The sequence below is a fragment of the Marinovum sp. 2_MG-2023 genome, assembly GCF_030548265.1.
Classification (GTDB): domain Bacteria; phylum Pseudomonadota; class Alphaproteobacteria; order Rhodobacterales; family Rhodobacteraceae; genus Marinovum.
Genome location: NZ_JAUOSD010000001.1, coordinates 61462 through 82101, shown reverse-complemented (window position 1 = coordinate 82101; position 20640 = coordinate 61462). Strand labels below are relative to the sequence as shown.

Here is a 20640-nt window from a genome sequence, read left to right as displayed (position 1 = left end):
GGCGCGACGCTATTTCGTGATCGCCACGCCGCTGGATTGCGCAGGCAAACCCGTGATATGACGATATGGCATTTGCCGGAGACCGGACGTGGCGAAAGACCGTACACATCAGGAAGATTTCTCAGGCCCGCTTCGGCGGTTGCTGACGTTTGTCATCCTGTTGTGCCTGATCGGGCTCTTTATCCTGTGGCGCATCGACAGCCCGCGCGTCGAACGATTTCGCGCCCAGGTAATCGACCGGGTGATGCCGGGGTTTTCATGGGCGATGGCGCCGGTCACCGCCTCGATCAATCTGTTTCGCGATTTCCGGTCTTATCAGTCGCTTTACGAACAGAATCAGGAATTGCGCCGCGAATTGCAGCAGATGAAAAGCTGGAAAGAGGCCGCGCTGCAACTGGAACAGGAAAACGCCCGTCTGCTGGACCTGAACAATGTGCGGCTTGATCCGCAATTGACCTATGTCACCGGCGTTGTGCTGGCGGATAGCGGGTCCCCGTTCCGACAATCGATGCTGCTGAATGTCGGCAATCGTGATGGCATTCGCGATGGCTGGGCCGCGATGGATGGTCTTGGTCTGGTGGGTCGGATTTCGGGGGTTGGCGAACGCACGGCGCGGGTGATCATGGTGACCGATACCTCGTCCAAGGTGCCGGTGCTGATCCAGCCTTCGGGCCAGCGGGCGCTGGTGGTCGGCGACAATTCCATGGCGCCGCCAATCGATTTTCTGGAAGATTCCGATCAGGTCCGCCCCGGCGACCGGGTCATCACCTCGGGCGATGCCGGGGTATTGCCCCCCGGATTGGTTGTTGGTCAGGTGGCCAAAGACCCCGGCGGGCGGCTGCGGGTGCGGCTTTCGGCGGACATCGAGCGTTTGGAATTCCTGCGCGTGCTGCGCGATCACGGCACGCCGGGCGTAGAGACCGCTGGCGATCTGGTGGTCGATCCCGCCCATGCCGAGGAAATCCTGAAAGGGGCTGAGGAGGCTGGCGATGGCTGACACCAATGCCGCGCCCCGGCTTTGGCTGATGCGGGCGACCTTTTTGGCGCTGGCCTTTGTCGCGGTGTTCCTGCGGCTGTTGCCGCTGGAAACCGGCCCGGCCCGCTGGCCAGCCCCGGATGTGCTTTTGGCGCTCAGCCTTGCCTGGTCCTTGCGCCGCCCGGAATATGTGCCGGCGCTTTCGGTTGCGGCAACGATCCTGCTGGCCGATTTCTTCTTTCAACGGCCACCGGGTCTGATGGCGGCGATTGTGGTGCTTGCCTGCGGGGCGATGCGCAAACGCGGGCCGGGTCTGCGGGATGCCGGTTTTCTGGCGGAACTGCTGTTGATTGCCCTGACCATCCTTGCGGTGATGCTGGCCTATCGCACGGCGTTGACGGTCTTTGTCTTGCCGCGCCCGCCGCTGGGCATGACGCTCTTGCAAGCGGTGTTCACCATGGCCATCTATCCGTTTGTGGCCTTGGCGTCGCAATTGTGCCTTGGCGTGCGTGCGCGCACCAATGCTGAACTTGCCGCCGGGAGGATGACATGAGACGCCCACCCAAGGATACGCTGGAAAGCTTTCGCAAGATAAGCCGCCGGGGATTGATTGTCGGCGGATTGCAGGCCGGTTTCGTCGGCCTTCTGGGCTGGCGCATGCGCCACATGCAGGTCGATCAGGCCGATCAATTCCGCTTTCTTGCCGAAGAAAACCGCATCAACATCCGGTTGATCCCCCCGGCGCGCGGCGAAATCTTTGATCGCAACGGTGTGGCCGTTGCCGCCAATGAACCCGCGTATCGCATCACGATGGTGCGCGAAGATGCCGGTGATGTTGACGCCGTGCTGGCGCAACTGGGCAAGTTGGTCACGCTCAACCCCGAAGAAATCGAACGCGCCCGGACCGAAATGAAACGCTCTGCGCCGTTTTTGCCGGTCACGGTGGCGGATCGGGTCAGCTGGGAAGATATTTCACGGGTGGCGGTGAATGCCCCCACCCTGCCCGGCGTCACGCCAGAGGTCGGCCTGTCACGCTCTTACCCGCAGGGGCATGATCTGGCGCATGTGGTCGGCTATGTCGGACCGGTCAGCGAACGCGATCTTTCGCGTTACGAAGACCCGCCGCCGCTTCTGCGCATCCCCCGATTTCAGATCGGCAAGGTCGGGGTGGAAACCAAGCTTGAGGAAACCCTGCGTGGCACCGCCGGGGCCAAACGGGTCGAGGTCAACGCCGTTGGTCGGGTGATGCGGGAATTGGACCGTCGCGAAGGCATTGGCGGCGCCACCGTTCAGCTGACCGTTGACAGCCAGCTGCAAAACTACATTCAGGCGCGTCTGGGGCAGGAAAGCGCCAGCGTGGTGGTCATGGACGTCCAGACCGGTGACATTCTGGCCACGGCTTCGTCGCCCTCTTATGATCCGAATAAATTCGTGCGCGGCATTTCCGTCGCCGATTACAGCCTGTTGCGCGACAACAATCACCGCCCGCTGGCCTCGAAAACCGTGCAGGATGCCTATCCGCCCGGCTCGACCTTTAAAATGGTCACCGCTCTGGCCGCGCTGGATGCCGGTGTCATGGCGCCCGACGATACCGTCTGGTGCCCCGGGTATCTTGAGGTGTCGGGCCGCCGGTTCCATTGCTGGAAAGGTGCGGGCCACGGCCATGTGAACCTGGAGCAGAGCCTGCGCGAAAGCTGTGATGTTTATTACTATGACCTCGCGCTCAAGGTCGGGATCGAGCGGGTCGCCGCCATGGCCCGGCGTCTGGGTCTGGGTGAGGCGCATGACATTCCGATGTCGGCCATCACCAGCGGTCTGGTGCCGGACAAGGCCTGGAAACAGGCCAATCGCGGTGCGGAATGGGTTGTCGGCGATTCTGCCAATGCCGCCATTGGTCAGGGGTTTGTGCTGACCTCGCCGCTGCAACTGGCGGTCATGACCGCACGTATCGCCACGGGCCATGCCGTTTCACCGCGGCTGATCAAACGGATCGACGGAGTCGAACAACCCTCGCGCACGGGCGAGTCGTTGGGGCTGAACGAAAACCACCTGCGTCAGGTGCGCCGGGCGATGTTTTCCGTGTCGAACAACCGACGCGGCACCGCCTATAGCGCACGTATTCAGGCCGAAGACATGCGCATGGCGGGCAAGACCGGCACCAGTCAGGTGCGCAATATTACCGCCGCTGAACGCGCCCGTGGTGTGACCCGCAACGAGGATCTGCCGTGGGAGCGGCGCGATCACGGGCTGTTTGTCAATTTCGCGCCATTCGATGCGCCACGCATTGCGGTGGCGACCGTGGTCGAACACGGCGGCGGCTCCAGCGCGGCATCGCCCATTGCCCGGGATGTGACATTGCAGGCGCTCTATGGCGAAGACCCGCCATTGGACGCCTACCCCAAGAAAGACAGAAGCAAGATCAAGGCATTGCAGGAACGTTTGGCCCGTGAACGTCCGTTGAATGGCGCATCGGGGCAAGAAGAAGCCTGATGTCCTATCTTGAATACAACGTCAAACATGTGCCGTCCGGGCCGCGCAAGGTCTTGTATCTGAACTGGCCCTTGGCGATCCTGCTGGCCTCGGTCGCGGCCATAGGGTTTCTGATGTTGTATTCGGTTGCGGGGGGGTCGTTTTCGCCCTGGGCCGAGCCACAGATCAAACGCTTTGCGCTTGGCTTTGCGCTGATGTTGATTGTTGCATTGGTGCCGATCTGGTTCTGGCGCAATATGGCTGTGGTCGGCTATGGCGTGTCGGTTGCCCTGCTGATCGCGGTGGAATTGTTTGGTGCCGTCGGCATGGGCGCGCAACGTTGGATCGATCTCGGGTTCATGCGCTTGCAACCGTCTGAATTGATGAAAATCACCTTGGTGATGCTTTTGGCCGCCTATTACGACTGGTTGCCGATAAAAAAGACGTCGCGGCCGTTCTGGGTCTTTCTGCCGGTGCTGTTCGTCCTGTTTCCGACCTTTTTGGTGTTGCGCCAACCGGATCTGGGCACCGCGATTCTCTTGATGACCGGCGGCGGATTGGTGATGTTCATGGCGGGCGTGCATTGGGCCTATTTCGCGGCGGTGTTGGCGGCGGCCGGTGGTTTGGTCACCGCAGTTTTTCAGAGCCGCGGCACCAGCTGGCAATTGCTGAAGGATTACCAATTTCGTCGGATCGACACCTTTCTTGATCCCGCATCTGATCCGTTGGGCGCCGGATATCACATCACACAATCAAAAATCGCCCTCGGCTCCGGAGGCTGGACCGGGCGCGGCTTTATGCAGGGCACACAGTCGCGGCTGAACTTCCTGCCGGAAAAACACACCGATTTCATCTTCACCACCCTGGCAGAGGAATTCGGCTTTATCGGCGCGTTTTCCTTGCTGACGCTTTATGCGTTGATCATCGCCTTTTGCGTCGCCTCGGCGCTGCAAAATCGCGACAGGTTTGCCTCGCTTCTGACGCTTGGGATCGCGACCACGTTCTTTTTGTTCTTTGCTGTCAATATGTCGATGGTCATGGGGCTGGCGCCGGTTGTCGGCGTGCCGCTGCCATTGGTCAGCTATGGCGGGTCGGCGATGCTGATCCTGATGATCGGATTCGGTCTGGTGCAATCGGCACATGTGCACCGGCCACGAGGGGCGATATGATCCATATTCTCTATTCTGCCGGACCAAGCGCACCACAGGACGAATGGGCACCGCCGCTTGGCGCGACGCTGGACCGGATGGGGTTGGCACATGTCATTGCACCGGATGTGGCGCCAGAGAGGGCGGATTACATCGTCTATGCGCCCGATTCCGGGTTGCAGGATTTCACGCCTTTCACCCGCGCCCGCGCCGTCCTCAGCCTTTGGGCCGGGGTTGAGGCGATTGTCGCCAACCCCACCCTGACAATGCCGCTGGCCCGTATGGTTGGTGGTGGTCTGACCGAAGGCATGGTCGAATGGGTCACCGGCCATGTGCTGCGCCATCATCTGGGGATGGACCGCCATATCGTGAATCCTGACAATGACTGGACCTTGCGACCACCGCCTTTGGCCGCGGAACGCCGGGTGACTGTCCTTGGGCTTGGCGCGCTGGGATCTGCCGTGGCGCAGGCACTGGCCCGGATCGGGTTCAATGTGTCGGGGTGGAGCCGTCGCCCAAAGCAGATGCCGGGCATATCCTGTTACAGCGGTGACACCGGATTGGCCGAGGCGCTGCGCGATGCGGAATTTGTCATCCTGCTGCTGCCCGGCACCCGCGCCACCGAGAATACCCTGAACCGCGATACATTGGCGCTGCTGGCGCGCGGGGCCTTTGTGCTTAATCCGGGGCGTGGACCGTTGATCGACGACGCTGCGCTGATCACCGCGCTGGACGAGGGTCAGGTCGCCCACGCCACTTTGGATGTGTTTCGCCGCGAACCCCTGCTGCAGGATCACCCCTTCTGGGGCCATCCGGGTGTGACGGTCACGCCGCATGTGGCGTCGCACACCCGCCCGCATTTGGGGGCAGAGGTGATTGCCGAAAACATCCGCCGCAGCGAAGCGGGCGCGCCGCTTTTGCATCTGGTCGATCGCAGCGCCGGCTACTAGGGCCAGGCCCCATTAACCCTACCCTGACATGAAGAGAGGCGACCTTTTCCAAGATCGCCTCATACACCAATTCATCAAAACCTTGGGTCAGCCGCGATTTGCGATCAACTCGAGACCTGTTCGCGCAGGATCGACGCGGTCAGCGACACCAGCAAGTAAATTCCGCCAAAGATCAGGAAGGCCAGAATGGTGTTTTCAAACTTGCGCGGATAGCTCGGATCTTGGGGGGGCACCGGTTCGACAGCGGTTTGCAGATACCGCACCTGCGAATTTGCCTCGCGCCGGGTCTGGCTGAGCGAGGCGAGCGCCTCTTGCAGCATCAGATCACGGGTCGCCAGATCGGCCTGCGCCATCTGAATTTCCGCCGTCAACTGCGCCAGGGAATTTTCACCCTCTGCGGCAGAGGTCATTTCGGATTGCAGCGCCTGCAAGGCACCGTTCATGCGGCGGATGTCGCCGCGCGCGCCCTCAACCTTGGCCCGGTTGGGCCGGGCATTGTCGAGCAGCGCCTGCAACTGCAACTCGCGTTCCTGAAGCTGCACTTCCAAATTGGTAATCTGTTGCCGCAAGGAGGCAATGCGCCCCTCAGGATCGAGAACCTTGGACACCTGTTGCAATTCCACCATGCGCAACTGGGCCTCGCGGCGCGCGACCTCGGCCTCGTCCAGCGCCTCTTTGGCGCCTTTCAACTGATCTTCACGCTTGCGCTGCGACAGACTGTCGACCCGTTCCTCGGCATAGTCGATCAGGGCGCTGGAATATTGCGCGCTGACCGCCGGATCGGCGGCGGCGATTTCCATGCGGATCACGCCCTCGGTCGGATCATACCCGATCTCGATGTTCTTTTTGTAAAGCTTGTATGCCTCTTCGTTGGACGGATCCTTGTCCAGCCGCTGGATCGGGTCGATCCAATCCTGGGTGAAATGGCTGCGAAAGCCGACGTCGCGGTCCAACCGCAACATCGCGTCCTTGGATTGCAGATAGCTTTGCACCGCAATCGCGTCCTGATTGGTGGCGAATTGCGTCCCTGACAGCAGACCACCGACACCGCCGCCGCCGCCATCGTTGGCAATAATCAGGAATTCCGACTTGGTGGCATACATCGGCGTCGCGACATTATAGTAATACCAACCACACAGCAGGGTCGGCAGCCCGACAAAGAAGGCCAACCGCGTCAGAAGCAAAAAGGATTTGCGCCGCCGACGTTTGGCAATATCCCGCTGAATTTCGCTGATTTCCCGCATCCGGCGGTCCATCGGGCTGGCGGTTTCGGTCGATGGCAGGTTCTTGGTCCCGCCCGGCACCGTTTGGGGCAATTGCACCTTGGGACCATCGGCGGCGTCCGTTTCCGGGACAACCAATTCCAACATGTTGGTGCGCTGGAACGGATCTATGCCACGTGTGCGCAGCTGGCGCACCGCGTCGAAATCCGAGGTGACGGCAAGGTTATGTTTCTGTGCCATACGCCGCGCCATGCGCAGCTGACGTCCGGTCAAACCTTCTTTGCGGATCGCCTCCATATCGGTTTCTCCGGCCACCTGTGCGGCCGAAGACACCTCGCCATCACGCGCGGTGGCGGCAGGATTTGGGGCGGCTTTCTTGCCCGCGGCATCAGGTTTGCCCGCAGCATCCGGCGCCGTGGTCTGATCCTGGGCCGATGCGCCGGTCCGTCCGCTGGCGATACGGGCAATGGTGGCGCCATTGCGAATCTGGCGCACCACACGCGGGCTGGTGCCCGGTTCTTTTGTCGGGGCCGATTTCGCCTGATCTTCTGCGTCCGCATCCGGGCCTTCACCACGCAAGGATCGGATTTGGTTCAACAAATCTTCTTTGCCGCCCGTTGCATCAACCGCGCCAGTATCCGCTGTGCCGGTATCTGCTGTGCCATCACCGCCCTCGGGGCCAACGGCATTGTCCAGTTGACTGGTGCGATCACGGCGGACTCTAAATTTCTTAGCCTTGGGTTTCATAGTCATAGAGCTGTTTCGCTTCCTCCAAGGTTTCAAACATATGCAACTGGCCATTCAACAGAACACCGGCCTTACGAGCGAATTTTTCCAGCACCTGCGGTTGGTGCGATACGATAATGATGGTCGTGGTACGCAGCCGCTCTGCGAGGATGGTCGCGGCCTTCTTGTTGAAATCGGCGTCGGTGGAATTGGGCATGCCTTCGTCAATCAAATACATGTCAAAATCCAACGCCAACATCAGCGAAAAAGTAAACCGCGCCTTCATACCGGACGAATAGGTGCCCAACGGCTGATCGAAATACTCCCCCAATCCACAAAGCCAACGACAATAGGCTTCCACATAATCAGGGTCGAGACCATAAAGCCGGGCGATATAACGCGCATTTTCATGCGCCGAATGCTTGCCGACAACCCCGCCCATGAACCCCAACGGGAACGACACCCGGCATGTGCGTCTTATTTCACCTTCATCGGGCTTTTCCAGGCCTGCCATCATCTTGATCAGGGTCGTTTTGCCGGTGCCATTGGGGGCCAGGATCCCCAGCGATTCGCCAAGCTCGACGCGAAACGACGCACGATCAAGGATCACCTTGCGCTGTTTGCCTGTCCAGAAGGACTTACTTACTTGGTCGAATTCCAGCATGTGTTCTGGCCTCGGGGTCTGTTCACCTCTTGTAGCCGAGGTTGGTTAACCCTGTGTTATGCAGCAAATTTGGTCATATTATGACGGGAAATTGCAATAAATTCCATCACATCCGCGATACCCGGCTTTTGACAGCGGATTTTATTGAATAATTTTAAATACCCAAATAAAAAGCCGACGCTTTTGCGCCGGCTTTTTATTAACTTTTAATTCAAATTCAGATGTCTTGCTTTTGCACCCGCAACAGTTTGCCCGCGACAATTGACACCACTGCCGCCGCGAAACTGAACAATGCGCCCATTTTGGCTGCATCCTGAACCGGGCCTGCATCAAAGGCCACCGAAGCGACAAACAACGACACGGTAAACCCGATGGCTGCGACAAAGCCAATCACCACCAGATCAATAATGCGCATTCCCTCCGGGATACCCAGTTTGAGCGGTTTGGCCGCAAACCAGCCGAACAAGAAGATCCCGATGGGTTTGCCAATCAACAGCCCGGCAAGAACCAACCAGGTGGCCGGACCCATCGACGAAAACTCAACCCCGGCATTCAACAATCCAAAGAAGAACAGGATGATCTCGACCGGATGTTTCAAAGCATGTTCGATCATGTTCAACAAATCGGTCAGATATTGTTCCGCTTCGGAGAAGATGCCAAAGGCCCGATCCGCATGGGGAATAGTTGGCACGATGGGCAAGAGCCCCAGGGCCGGGTGCAGACCCGACATCATGAAGCCATACCAGCTGAAGCAACCGGCCAGCAGATAAGGCCAGAAGGAAAAGATCCTGCGCATCTTGGTCGACACCGGGCGGTCCTGATTGCCCCGATCCAATTGGCGTGGCAGCCAGTTGGCCAGCACAAACACCCCAACCGCCGCCACAAGAGACAAGAGCAGCCATTCAGGAGCCAGCTCGCCAGAGGGGTAGAAGATCGCCAGAATGATCAGCCCCGCCGCATCATCGGCAATGGCCAACAGCAACAGGAACCGCACCGCCGGATGCCCGGCACCAAACACCATGCGCCCCACCAGATAGCTAAAGGCGATGTCGGTGGCGGTGGGAATGGCCCAACCATTGGCGACGGCAGAATAGGTTTCCGACCCCAGCACCGCTGCAAGGCCAAGATAGACCGCAATCGGACCAAACATGCCGCCCGCAGTGGCGAACAGTGGTGTGGCCGCTTTTTTGCCGCGCAGCGAGCCGTTTTTCAGAATCACCGCTTCCCAGACTTCCTTGGCCGCGATGGCAAAGAAGAAGGCCATCAACAGGTCATTGACCAGATAATGCAATGTCAGCGTGCGATGCCCATCATGCAAATGCCCGATCGGCGCATGATCCCAGATCACGAATTCAACAAAATTATGGTACGTGTTCGCCCAATAATGCGCATCCCCCGCAACAGGCGCGAACCTGTCGAGGTTGGCCCAGATCAGCGCGGTCACCGCCCCCATGATCAAAAGCAGCGAATAATTGGTCAGAAAATTCCAGACGCGATACATATCTCTCCCGGCCCCTATCCCTTGTGATTGTGGGCTGAACTATCGCAAATACCCATCGCCCGCAACGAAAGGTGCACCAAGCGCTGCAAAATTGCGCTCGGAACCGGGCGCCAAGATATTTTGCTCATCAACCCGATGTCGGCCTGCATATGGATTTCCAGAAAAAACCGCCGCACGCCATCATGACTTCCCTTGCCGCTGGCAGGCTGGCCCGGCTATTTGGCGGAATGAGCGATGTGTTGACCGAAATTTCCGCCTGTCGGCTGTGTGCCGATAGATTCGCCGCCACCGCCACGGCGCACCAGCCGCGCCCGGTGTTTCAATATGGACCACAGGCCCGCATTCTGATTGCGGGTCAGGCCCCCGGCGCGCGGGTGCATGAAAGCGGTCGGCCCTTTACCGATCCTTCTGGCGACCGGCTGCGGGATTGGATGGGGCTGGGGCAGGAGGATTTCTATGACACAAACAAGGTTGCGATCCTGCCAATGGCGTTCTGCTTTCCGGGCTATACCGACAAAGGCGCGGATTTACCGCCGCCACCGATCTGTGCCCGCAGCTGGCGCGCGCGATTGTTGGCGGATCTGCCGGAATTCCCGCTGACATTGCTGGTCGGCGGCTATGCCCAGAAGTGGCATTTGAAGACCAAGGCACCGGTCACCGAAACTGTGGCGCGCTGGCGCGACAACGCCCCGCAGGTCTTTGCCTTGCCTCATCCGTCCTGGCGCAATACCGGTTGGCTGAAGAAACATCCCTGGTTCGACGCCACGCTGTTGCCAGCGTTGCGGGCCCGGGTGCAGGAGGTTCTGAGATGAGCGAAGCCGAAGCGCCGAAAACGGGCCTGGATCTGGCCCATGCGGCGATGGATGCCGCCCCCGACGACGAAACCGCCCGGCTGAGGTTTTACGAACGTCTGGCCGACAGCGAAATGTTCCTGTTGCTGACGTCCGAGGCCGATGGCGATCAGGTGGAACCAGAGATTTTCGACGTTGCGGATGCGCGGTTTGTTCTGGTCTTTGACCGCGAGGACCGGCTGGCGCAGTTCACCGGGCGGATCTCGCCCTATGTTGCGTTGTCGGGCCGGGCCATCACCGCCATGTTGACCGGTCAGGGCATCGGTTTAGCAGTCAACCCCGAGGTTGCACCCTCGTCTATTCTGATCCCGCCTGAGGCCGTGGATTGGCTGGCCCAGACCCTGGCCGGAGGACCAACCGAGGCCGAGGCCCGACCGGAAGAAATCTTGCCGCCTGTGGGTTTGCCGGAGGTCCTGTTGGGGGCGCTGGATGCCAAATTGGCGACGGCCATGGGATTGGCGCGTTTTGCCTATCTGGCCGCTGTCAAATACGAGGGTGGCACGCAGAGCCATTTGCTGGGTTTCATCGACGCCATGCCCGGCGCAGAATCCGCGCTGGCCAGCGCAGTGAACGAGGCGCTGACCTTTTCCGGGATCGAAGCCGGGGCGCTGGACGTGGCATTTTTTGCCGCCTCTGACCCGTTGGCAGCGGCGCTGGCCCGTCATGGGCTTCGGTTTGATTTGCCGCAACCCGTCGAACCACCCCAACGCCCGGCCCCAGGAAGTGACCCTGACAGCCCGCCGATCCTGCGGTAATTGGTTCGGATTGACGAGCTGTGGTCGATGGCATCGTCGCGCCGTGGCGCGCCGACAGGCTGGGGGCCAGCCCCCAGACCCCCGGGATATTTCTGGTCAGATGAAAGACCCAGAGAGAAGCCGATGGAGCCGCGCGAAACAATGCCAAAATGGTGTCATCGTCGCAGATGGATCAGTCGACGTGACATCGCAGGCATTGACGCCTATAAGGCGCGGGAAATTCAAGCCCCCCAAGGATAACAGACATGACCATTCAGGTTTTTGGCCACAAATCCCCCGACACCGATTCCACCGGCGCGCCACTGACGTGGGCCTGGTATCTAACCGAGATCAAAGGCACCCCGGCCGAAGCAAAATTGCTGGGCGAGCCGAACACCGAGGCGGCCTTTGTTTTGGAGCGCTGGAACCTTGCCAAGCCGGAAATCATTTCCGACGTGGCAGCAGACACCCCGGTGGTGATTGTCGACACCAACAACCCGGCAGAATTGCCTGCGTCGATCAATGACGCCGACATTCAGGCGATCATCGACCATCACAAGCTGGTTGGTGGCCTTGAAACCAAGGGCCCGATCGACATCACCATCCGCCCGCTGGCCTGCACCGCCACCATCATGTACGATCTGATCGGCGACGACATTGCCAAAGCGCCAGAGGCGATCCGCGGCGCGATGCTGTCCTGTATCCTGTCCGACACGCTGGAATTCCGGTCGCCGACCACCACCGATCACGACAAGGCCGTCGCGGAAAAGCTGGCCGCCGATCTGGGCATCGACATTCCTGAATATGCGGCCGAAATGTTTGCTGCGAAATCGGATGTTTCGTCTTTTTCCGATGCTGAGTTGCTGCGGATGGATTCCAAGGAATATGCCGTTGAAGGCACCAAATTCCGTGTCTCCGTTCTTGAAACCACATCACCCAAGACCGTTCTGGACCGCAAGGACAGCCTGATGGCATCGATGACCGATGTGGCGAAAGAAGATGGCGTCGATCAGGTTTTGTTGTTTGTGGTCGACATCCTGAACGAAGAATCGACCCTGCTGGTGCCAAATGATCTGGTGAAAACCGTGGCATCGAAAAGCTTTGGCGCAGAGGCAACCAGCGACCTGCTTGTCCTGCCCGGCGTGGTGAGCCGCAAGAAACAGATCATTCCGAACCTGAAGCTCTGAGTGATCCACATATCTGACGAAATTGCCCCGGTGCGAGAGATTGCTCCGGGGTTTTTCATGCCTTTGGCAAACCGACCGCGATGCGGCCCGCAAGGGGCAAGGCGCCTCTGGCCAACCGCGCATTAGACGCCTAGACATACGCATGACCCGACCGCATGTGATATTCCATCTTGGCCAGGACAAGACCGGTTCAACAGCGATACAGCGCGCCTTGTTGCGCTGTGACGCGGACTTGCAGGCGGCGGGGGTCCTGTTTCCCGATCCAGGCAAACACGCCAATCACCAGATCCTGATGCCGATGCTCAGCGGGCGATTGCCGGATGATCCGGTGCAGATGCAGACACTTGCCCGCAGCCCAGAGGCCGCTTGGGCGGCGGCAAAGTCCAGTTGGCACAGGGTCACAACCGCCTTGGCCGGGGGCACGGTCCAGAGGGTGATCATCAGCAGCGAAATCGAATTTCGCGCCTGGTCGCCAGAGGACATCACACATGTGACGCAAACGCTGCGCCAGATTTCCGACAGGATCGAAATCGTCGCCTATTTGCGGTCACCGGCATCTTATTTGATGTCTGTGGTTCAGCAGGACCTGAAAAAACGGCCCAACTTTCGCCCGATCTCGGCCAGCCGATACCGCGACGCGTTGGAGCCTTTTCTAAACTCCGGGCTGGGGGAAATGCGCATCCAGGCCTTTGACCGCAAGACATTGATTGGCGGCGATGTGGTGATGGACTTCTGCACCCGCTTTGTCCCCGAGGTGGCAGCAGATCACATTACCGCCCAGGCAGAACACGACAATGAAACCCTGAGCGCCGAAGCGGTTTCGCTGTTGCAAGGATATTTCCGCAAGGAGGTCCAGGCGCCACATCGCTGGTATGATGCGCGCCCGCAGCGTTTCAAGAGATTGGTGATGGCTGCGGATGCCACTGTTGCCGGCTATTGCAAGCCGCAGTTGAAACCCGGCCTGGCGGAAATGGCCTGCGCACGTGCCAGCGACCTCGATTGGCTGGCCGAGACCTTTGGCGTGGATTTTCGTGGTGACAGCGGCGGCATGTCAAAATCCGACGCCGAGGCACGTTTCAACAGCCTGCGAGACATCGAAGACATCACATTGGTCGATGGCGATCGGCGCGCGGCCATGTTGGCGGAAATGCAACGGACGGCGCTGCGGGATCAATCCCCAAGAGCGCGGTTGCAGCGCCTGTTTGGCCGCAAATAGCCGCTTAGCGGCACACCGGCCCTGTGCCCCAACGGGCGCTGTCAAAATGGAAATGATCCCGATGAAACCCATCGGATCCCGGCCCCAGAACCGTGCCGAACGGGCCACAGGCGGCACGGCGTGCCTTTGCCAGCACCCGGCCCTTTTTGCCTTTGCCATAGTCGCGCAGCACATTCAGCGTGTCACCGTTGACCAGCCGCACTTCGGAAATATCAATTGCCTTGGCCTTGCCATGTTCGCTGATCGGGGCGCCGGGTTGGTTGTTGCGGGTGCGGCAGGAATAATGCGCCGCGACGCGCAACCCGGCAACGCCGCCCCCCATGCGGCCCACCGCCTTGCGCAGCCCGCCATCAACCCAGTTTTGCAATGCTGCAACCGTACCGCAGGTCAGAACCGCGCCCTGGCTGAGCGTCACCCCCGATACCGCCTGTACCCGCACAGCATTCTGTGCGCCACATCCGGCAATCTGGCCGGACAAATGGCCGATCTCTTCGCCCTCGACCCCAGGCAATCCACAGAGCATGCCACGGCGGCGATCGCGTTGACCGGCCATCGCATCATGCATCAAGGCATCCGGGTGGAATTCAGGGCGTATTTTCGGTCGCAAGGTCCGCTGCGGCGACATGGTAGAAAGCGCCAGAAAACTGTCTTGGCCCGCAGGGGGGCCGCTTGCCGGCATCGGATCACCACGCGACGCGAGGCTGGTTTCAGGCACCTCAGCAGCGGCCGCCACCGCAAAGAACAGTGCCAGCACAGCCGACATTTTCCGCATCACCAGACCCAAATCAACCCCATACGACCTTAGTCCTCGTGTTGTTTCGCACGCCCGAAATCTGGCGCATCCGTGTCTTGCCCGGCTTCGATGATACCACGGCGAATGGCCCTGGTGCGGGTGAAATAGTCAAATAATTCTTCGCCATCCCCGGTGCGAATTGCGCGCTGGAGGGCAAAAAGCTCTTCTGTGAAGCGGCCCAGCATTTCAAGCGTGGCTTGTTTGTTGGTCAGGAAAACATCACGCCACATGGTCGGGTCAGAGGCCGCAATCCGGGTAAAGTCACGAAAGCCGGCAGCCGAAAATTTGATCACCTCTTTTTCAGAGACCCGGCTGAGGTCATCCGCCACACCCACCATGGTATAGGCAATCAAGTGCGGAATATGGCTGACGACCGCACAAACCAGATCGTGGTGCTCGACTTCCATTCGTTCGCAATGCGCCCCCAGCGCCTGCCAGTAGTCTTCGACCTTTTCCACCGCCGCCGGGTCCGCGCCTTCGGGCGGCACGATCAACACCCAACGATTGTCATACAACGTCGCAAACCCGGCCTCTGGGCCTGAATGTTCGGTGCCCGCCATCGGGTGGGTGGGCACAAAATGCACGCCCTGCGGGATATGTGGGGCCACGACATCGACCACCGCACCTTTGACAGAGCCGACATCAATCACCGTGGCGCCGGGCTTCAGATGTGGTGCGATCTTTTGCATCACCGGGCCCATTGCCCCCACCGGCACCGCCAGCACAACAAGGTCAGCATCCACAACCGTATCTTCCGCGCTGTCACAGATGATATCGCAAAGCCCAATCCGACGGGCGGTGTCGCGGGTGGCCTCAGAGCGCGCAAATCCGCTGATTTCGCCCGCCACATTGCCACGGCGCATCGCATGCGCCATCGACCCGGCAATCAGCCCCAACCCGATCAGCGCGACCTTCTGATAGATCTGCGTCATTGCCCAGCCTCCCACCACTGGCGCAATGCGTCGATCACCCGCCCGGTTTGCCCCTCGTCCCCGACGGTGATGCGCAACCCCTCTGGAAACCCGTAACCCGCGACGCGCCGGACCAAAATGCCCTCGGCCTGAAGCGCAGCATCCGCAGCCGCCGCCGCGTCCTCATCCGCGAAACGCGCCAGCACAAAATTTGTCTGACTGTCATCACAAGCGATGCCCAATTGACGCAACGCCCCGGACAAACGCCCCCGTTGATCCCGGTTCAACGCCGCACAATCCTGGACCCATTTCTGATCGCGCACCGCAGCGGTCGCAGCCGCCATTTGCAGATCGGACAGATTGAACGGCTGTCGCAGCCGCCGAAGCACGTCGATGATATCACGCGGGCCATAGCCCCAGCCAATGCGCAGACCGCCGAGGCCGTAAATCTTTGAAAAGGTACGGGTCATCAATACGTTGGGTCGTTCACGGGCCAGTGCAGCGCCACCATCATACCCCCCGGCATATTCGGCGTAAGCCGCATCAATCACCAGGATTACATGTGCCGGAAGACCATCGGCCAGCCGCAACAGCTCCTCATCGCTCAACATCGTGCCGGTTGGATTTCCCGGATTGGTCAACAAGACAATGCGCGTGCAATCCGTAACAGCGTTCAGGATATTGTCGACATCCACCACCCTGTCCGCTTCGGCAACACAAACGGGCGTCGCCCCCGCCATATGGGTCAGAACCGGATACATCGAAAACCCGTGTTCGGTAAAAATGATTTCATCGCCGGGGCCGGAAAACGCCTGGGTCACAAACTGAAGAACCTCGTCCGACCCAACCCCGCAAAGGATACGTTCCGCGTCCAGCCCATGCACCGCCCCAATTGCCTCGCGCAGCTCCGCGTGATCGGTCGAAGGATACACATGCACCGCAGCCGCAGCCGCCACAATCGCTGCCTGCGCCGAAGGCGGCACACCCAGCGGGTTTTCATTCGACGACAGTTTCAACACGTCATCCCGCCCGGCAATACGCGACTTGCCGCCCTCATAAAGCGCAATTTCCATGATACCGGGCTGTGGTGTGAATAACGTCATTTGCGGCTCCTTTGCCGGAACGTCTTAATGCGCCCCGCCCGGCGGGGGAAGGGCCGGTTTGATGCCGCAAAACAGACAAGGGGGCCAGCCCCCTCGGCTTTCAGCCTCACCCCCGGGATATTTTTGAACAGAAGAAGCCCGAAACGCGCCCATGCCCTTCTTCTGTTTGAAAATATCCCGGGGGAGTCGCCACAGGCGACGGGGGCTGGCCCCCGTTTTGTCGGCGCGCGAAGGCGCGGCGACATCTGCGTAACAGATGGGCCTATGTGGCCAGGACGTTGCGAAACTGCCAGGGGTCGCTTTCGTCAATATCTTCGGGGAAATGTTCCCAGCGATCCTGTAGCGGCGTCCAATCCGTGTAATGTGCCTCAACCGGGCCAAGGTAGGGCCGCTGCACCTCCAGGCACCGGGCGTGGTCCATCTCGTCCGTCTCGACGATACCGGCATCGGGGTTTTCCAAGGCCCAGACCATTCCCGCGAGCACCGCGGATGTCACCTGGAGGCCCGTGGCGTTCTGATAGGGCGCCAGATCGCGGGTTTCTTCGTTCGACAGACGCGATCCAAACCAAAGCGCATTTTTCGCGTGGCCGTAAAGCAGCACGCCGAGTTCGTCGATGCCTTCGACGATCTCATCTTCGGTCAGGATATGGTGCACTTGCTGCTGCTTGCCAGCGCCGAACATTTCGTGCAGCGACAGCACGGCGTCATCACTGGGGTGATAGGCATAGTGACAGGTCGGACGGTATTCCGGGTCATGTCCCGCGCCCACTGTGTAGTAGTCGCTGATCGACACAGCTTCGTTATGGGTCACGAGAAAGCCGAATTGTGGTCCCGGCGTCGGGCACCATGTGTGCACGCGGGTGATGGCGCCCGGGCGTTCCAGCCAGATCGCGGATTTACAGCCCTTGTCCTGGCGGTGTGCGTTCTCGGGGAACCAGGTTTCATGCGTGCCCCAGCCCAGTTCGGCGGGTTGAAACCCTTCGGAAATGAAGCCTTCGACCGACCAGGTGTTGACGAAGACGTTGCGCGGGCGGGGCGTGCGCCGTGCCTGGGTGTCGCGTTCGGCGATATGCACACCTTTGACGCCAAGCGATTGCATCAAACGGGCCCAACTGTCGCGGTCCTGCGGTGTTTCAACTTCGCGGCCTGTATCCTTGGCCAGCGTCAACAGCGCCTCTTTCACGAACCAGCTGACCATGCCGGGGTTGGCCCCACAGCAGGACACCGCCGTTGTTCCACCGGGATTGGCGGCCTTTTCATCGCGCACCTTCTGACGCAGGGCGTAATTGGTGCGGTCGGCGTTATTTTCGGTGTCGAAATAGAACCCGGCCCATGGTTCCACCACGGTATCGATGTACAACACCCCGATTTCACGACAGAATTTCATGATATCCAGAGACGAGGTATCGACGCTGAGGTTGACACAGAAACCGCGGCCTTCGGGAAACAACCCGCTCAGCACCTCGCGGTAGTTTTCCGGGGTCAGCGCGGTGTCGACATAATTCAGCTTGTGCTGGCGCAAGAAATTGTGCTGCGCCTTGTCAGGTTCCACCACTACAAATTGATCCGCATCATATTCGAAATGCCGTTCGATCAATGGCCAGGTGCCTTTGCCGATCGAGCCAAAGCCGATCATCACGATGGGGCCTTCGATGCGGCCATAAATGGGATAATCTTGCGACATTGGGCTCTCCGATTGATGGGGTCGAGGGGGGAAAACACAAAAGGCCGCGCAAGCAGCGCGGCCTTTCGGAACATGTCGGGCAGAAAGTCTTAGTTCTGCGCGTAATATTCGATGACGAGGTTCGGTTCCATCACCACGGCGTATGGCACATCGCCAAGACCGGGAGTGCGGGTGAACGTCGCAGTCAGTTTGGAGTGATCGGCGTCGATATAATCAGGCACATCACGCTCGGACAGTTGGGTCGCTTCGAGGATCGCGGCCATCTGCTTGGACTTGTCACGCACTTCAATCACGTCACCCTCTTTCACACGGTAGGAGGGGATGTTGACGCGCTTGCCGTTCACGGTCACGTGGCCGTGGTTCACGAACTGACGTGCGGCAAAGATGGTCGCCACGAATTTGGCGCGATAAACGACCGCGTCCAAACGGCGTTCCAGCAGACCAATCAGGTTCTCACCGGTGTCGCCCTTGACCCGCTCAGCTTCTTTGTAGATGCGGCGGAATTGCTTTTCCGTCAGGTCGCCGTAGTAGCCTTTCAGCTTCTGCTTGGCGCGCAGCTGCAGACCAAAGTCCGACAGCTTGCCCTTGCGGCGCTGACCGTGCTGGCCGGGGCCGTATTCACGACGGTTCACCGGGGATTTCGGACGGCCCCAGATGTTTTCGCCCATACGACGGTCAATTTTGTACTTGGCAGACGTGCGTTTTGTCACGGCTGATCTCCTTTATTTCAGGCTCAACAACCTATCCGAAAACCGGTTCCCACTTTTCGGGTCATTGACGCAGGCGCCTGTTGACCGTTCTTGTGAGCGCCAGCCTTGGTCAGGCCGCTGCGATAAAGGGCGTTGTCCTCTAAGCCAAGGGTCTTGCCCCCGGGCCTCGACAGGCATTCCCTTGCGGGAGCCACCAACACCAACGAAGTGGCGCATATACGACCGGCTTTGCGCGCTGTCAACACGAAGCATCAGGATTCTGCCGCGATGCCAGTGCGGCACATGCGCCGTGGCGCGGACAATCCACCAGATGATCATTCACCAGACCGCAGGCCTCCATAAAAGCGTACACAATTGTCGGGCCGCAGAACCGGAACCCGGCTTTTTTGAGATCCCGCGACACCCGGGTCGAAAGCGGCGTCGAAGGTGGCACATCGGCCTGTGACACATATCTATTTTGCAGCGGCACACCATCGACATACCGCCACAGGAAACTGTCGAATCCTTCGTTCAACTCACAATAGGCGCGGGCATTGCCAATGGTTGCTTCCATCTTGCCCCGGTGGCGCACAATCCCCGGATTGGCCAGCAATCGGGTCACATCCGCCTCTCCCCAACTGGCAATCACCTCTGGGTCGAACCCGGCAAAGGCCTCGCGAAAGGCGTCGCGCTTTTTCAGGATGGTGATCCAGCTTAACCCGGCCTGAAATCCATCAAGGATCAGCTTTTCCCACAGCGCACGCGCGTCCCATTCCGGCACGCCCCATTCGGTGTCGTGATAGTCCAGATATATCGGCGCGGTCCCGACCCAATCACAGCGCTTGCCATCCATCGTCAGCCCGCCTTTCTATTTCACGAATTCCGCCAGATTTTAAACACATGTTTAGACCTTGTCGCGCACATTTGCCCCGGTCCGCAACGGAGGGTTGAAAGATGGCGCAAAGGCCGCCGCAGAATAAGGCGCAAAAGAAAAACGTTCTCGCCGAAGCTTTGATGCTGCGCGATCAGAATGTTCTCGACATGGTAGAAGCGGCTGTAAAGCACAAACAGGTCATGTTGGCCTTTCAACCGGTGGTTCAGGCCCGCCGCCCGGACCGGATGGCATTTTACGAGGGGTTGATCCGCGTTCTGGACGAAACCGGACGGGTGATCCCCGCACGGGAATTCATTTCCGCCATCGAGGAAACCGAAATTGGCCGGATGATTGATTGTCTGGCATTGGAAAAGGGGTTGCTGGAACTGTCGCGCACCCCGTCCCTGCGGCTGGCGATCAATATGTCGGCGCGGTCGATCGGGTATCGCCGCTGGATGCGCACGCTGGATCACGGGCTGCGGGCCGATCCCACGGTGGGCGAGCGGCTTATTCTGGAAATCACCGAAAGCTCGGCGATGATGGTGCCGGAAATCGTGATTGGCTTCATGTCGGACCTGCAGAAAAAGGGAATCGCCTTTGCCCTGGATGATTTTGGCGCCGGGTTCACCGCATTGCGTCACTTCAAACAATTTCAGTTCGACATTCTGAAGATCGACGGCCAGTTCATCCGCAATATTCATGCCGACCCCGACAATCAGGTCCTGGCAAAGGCCATCCTGTCCATTGCCCAGCAATTCGACATGTTCACCGTGGCCGAAAACGTCGAAAAGGCAGAGGATGTCGAGGTCCTGACCAGTATGGGGGTGGATTGCCTTCAGGGGTATTTCTTTGGCGCCCCCACTGTGACCCCACCCTGGCGGGAGGAACGCCAGCAAAAGGCCAGCGCCTGATGATCTGCGGCATTTACAGGCTTAGGTGTT

Annotated in this window: 19 protein-coding genes; 10 read left to right on the top strand and 9 right to left on the bottom strand. The window is 59.7% G+C overall.

Features of this window, described 5'->3' with window-relative positions:
• Positions 1-88 precede the first annotated feature (88 nt).
• Genes mreC through Q4577_RS00380 form a run of 5 tightly spaced genes read left to right on the top strand, consistent with a single transcriptional unit; the run spans position 89 to position 5543 of the window.
• Complete coding sequence (gene mreC / locus Q4577_RS00400; RefSeq protein ID WP_244685658.1) at positions 89-997, top strand: rod shape-determining protein MreC; 909 nt, start codon at positions 89-91, stop codon at positions 995-997.
• Positions 990-1529 (top strand): rod shape-determining protein MreD, encoded by a 540-nt coding sequence (locus Q4577_RS00395; protein ID WP_244685656.1) that lies wholly within the window; start codon positions 990-992, stop codon positions 1527-1529. The genes mreC and Q4577_RS00395 overlap by 8 nt, the downstream gene beginning before the upstream one ends.
• On the top strand, positions 1526-3466 hold the full coding sequence (mrdA, locus tag Q4577_RS00390; protein ID WP_303467304.1) for a penicillin-binding protein 2: 1941 nt from the start codon (positions 1526-1528) through the stop codon (positions 3464-3466). Before Q4577_RS00395 ends, mrdA begins: the two co-directional genes overlap by 4 nt.
• On the top strand, positions 3466-4614 hold the full coding sequence (gene rodA / locus Q4577_RS00385) for a rod shape-determining protein RodA (protein ID WP_244685651.1): 1149 nt from the start codon (positions 3466-3468) through the stop codon (positions 4612-4614). Before mrdA ends, rodA begins: the two co-directional genes overlap by 1 nt.
• A complete protein-coding gene (locus Q4577_RS00380) occupies positions 4611-5543 on the top strand; it encodes a glyoxylate/hydroxypyruvate reductase A (protein ID WP_303467307.1) in 933 nt (310 codons plus the stop codon). The genes rodA and Q4577_RS00380 overlap by 4 nt, the downstream gene beginning before the upstream one ends.
• Before the next feature lie 104 nt (positions 5544-5647).
• Here Q4577_RS00380 and Q4577_RS00375 read toward each other — a convergent pair whose 3' ends face one another.
• From Q4577_RS00375 to Q4577_RS00365, 3 genes are all read right to left on the bottom strand, one after another.
• Positions 5648-7519 (bottom strand): capsule biosynthesis protein, encoded by a 1872-nt coding sequence (locus Q4577_RS00375; RefSeq protein ID WP_303467309.1) that lies wholly within the window; start codon positions 7517-7519, stop codon positions 5648-5650.
• Positions 7497-8156, bottom strand: coding sequence for an ABC transporter ATP-binding protein (locus Q4577_RS00370; RefSeq protein ID WP_244685647.1), 660 nt, complete (start codon positions 8154-8156; stop codon positions 7497-7499). The genes Q4577_RS00375 and Q4577_RS00370 overlap by 23 nt, the downstream gene beginning before the upstream one ends.
• Before the next feature lie 217 nt (positions 8157-8373).
• Complete coding sequence (locus Q4577_RS00365; protein ID WP_303467312.1) at positions 8374-9657, bottom strand: Na+/H+ antiporter NhaA; 1284 nt, start codon at positions 9655-9657, stop codon at positions 8374-8376.
• A gap of 227 nt (positions 9658-9884) precedes the next feature.
• On the opposite strand from Q4577_RS00365, the gene Q4577_RS00360 reads away from it, so the two are divergent.
• The 4 genes from Q4577_RS00360 (at position 9885) to Q4577_RS00345 (ending at position 13645) form a co-directional block, all read left to right on the top strand.
• The gene (locus Q4577_RS00360) at positions 9885-10469 is read left to right on the top strand and encodes a uracil-DNA glycosylase family protein (protein WP_303467487.1); all 585 of its coding nucleotides are present in this window, start codon (positions 9885-9887) and stop codon (positions 10467-10469) included.
• Positions 10466-11263: an SseB family protein gene (locus tag Q4577_RS00355; RefSeq protein ID WP_303467313.1), complete on the top strand. Its 798-nt coding sequence runs from the start codon at positions 10466-10468 to the stop codon at positions 11261-11263. The genes Q4577_RS00360 and Q4577_RS00355 overlap by 4 nt, the downstream gene beginning before the upstream one ends.
• Before the next feature lie 245 nt (positions 11264-11508).
• The gene (locus Q4577_RS00350; RefSeq protein WP_244685640.1) at positions 11509-12429 is read left to right on the top strand and encodes a manganese-dependent inorganic pyrophosphatase; all 921 of its coding nucleotides are present in this window, start codon (positions 11509-11511) and stop codon (positions 12427-12429) included.
• A gap of 142 nt (positions 12430-12571) precedes the next feature.
• Complete coding sequence (locus Q4577_RS00345; protein ID WP_303467316.1) at positions 12572-13645, top strand: hypothetical protein; 1074 nt, start codon at positions 12572-12574, stop codon at positions 13643-13645.
• 4 nt (positions 13646-13649) lie between these two features.
• Here the strand turns inward: Q4577_RS00345 and Q4577_RS00340 are convergent, their stop codons facing one another.
• The 6 genes from Q4577_RS00340 to Q4577_RS00315 all read right to left on the bottom strand — a co-directional run bounded on the left by Q4577_RS00340 (position 13650) and on the right by Q4577_RS00315 (position 19678).
• A complete protein-coding gene (locus Q4577_RS00340) occupies positions 13650-14417 on the bottom strand; it encodes an extensin family protein (protein WP_303467318.1) in 768 nt (255 codons plus the stop codon).
• Between the two features lie 29 nt (positions 14418-14446).
• A complete protein-coding gene (locus Q4577_RS00335) occupies positions 14447-15370 on the bottom strand; it encodes a prephenate/arogenate dehydrogenase family protein (protein ID WP_303467319.1) in 924 nt (307 codons plus the stop codon).
• Positions 15367-16452 (bottom strand): histidinol-phosphate transaminase, encoded by a 1086-nt coding sequence (gene hisC, locus Q4577_RS00330; protein WP_303467321.1) that lies wholly within the window; start codon positions 16450-16452, stop codon positions 15367-15369. Before hisC ends, Q4577_RS00335 begins: the two co-directional genes overlap by 4 nt.
• 262 nt (positions 16453-16714) lie before the next feature.
• Positions 16715-18136: a homospermidine synthase gene (locus Q4577_RS00325; RefSeq protein ID WP_303467323.1), complete on the bottom strand. Its 1422-nt coding sequence runs from the start codon at positions 18134-18136 to the stop codon at positions 16715-16717.
• An 89-nt stretch (positions 18137-18225) separates the two neighbouring features.
• The gene (rpsD, locus tag Q4577_RS00320) at positions 18226-18846 is read right to left on the bottom strand and encodes a 30S ribosomal protein S4 (protein ID WP_244685630.1); all 621 of its coding nucleotides are present in this window, start codon (positions 18844-18846) and stop codon (positions 18226-18228) included.
• Positions 18847-19084: 238 nt separating this feature from the next.
• Positions 19085-19678 carry a DNA-3-methyladenine glycosylase I gene (locus Q4577_RS00315; protein ID WP_303467325.1) on the bottom strand — a complete coding sequence of 198 codons (594 nt, stop codon included), beginning with the start codon at positions 19676-19678 and terminating at the stop codon, positions 19085-19087.
• A gap of 101 nt (positions 19679-19779) precedes the next feature.
• Here Q4577_RS00315 and Q4577_RS00310 point away from each other — a divergent pair, with 101 nt between their 5' ends.
• Positions 19780-20610: an EAL domain-containing protein gene (locus Q4577_RS00310; protein ID WP_244685625.1), complete on the top strand. Its 831-nt coding sequence runs from the start codon at positions 19780-19782 to the stop codon at positions 20608-20610.
• The last annotated feature ends 30 nt before the right edge of the window (positions 20611-20640 follow it).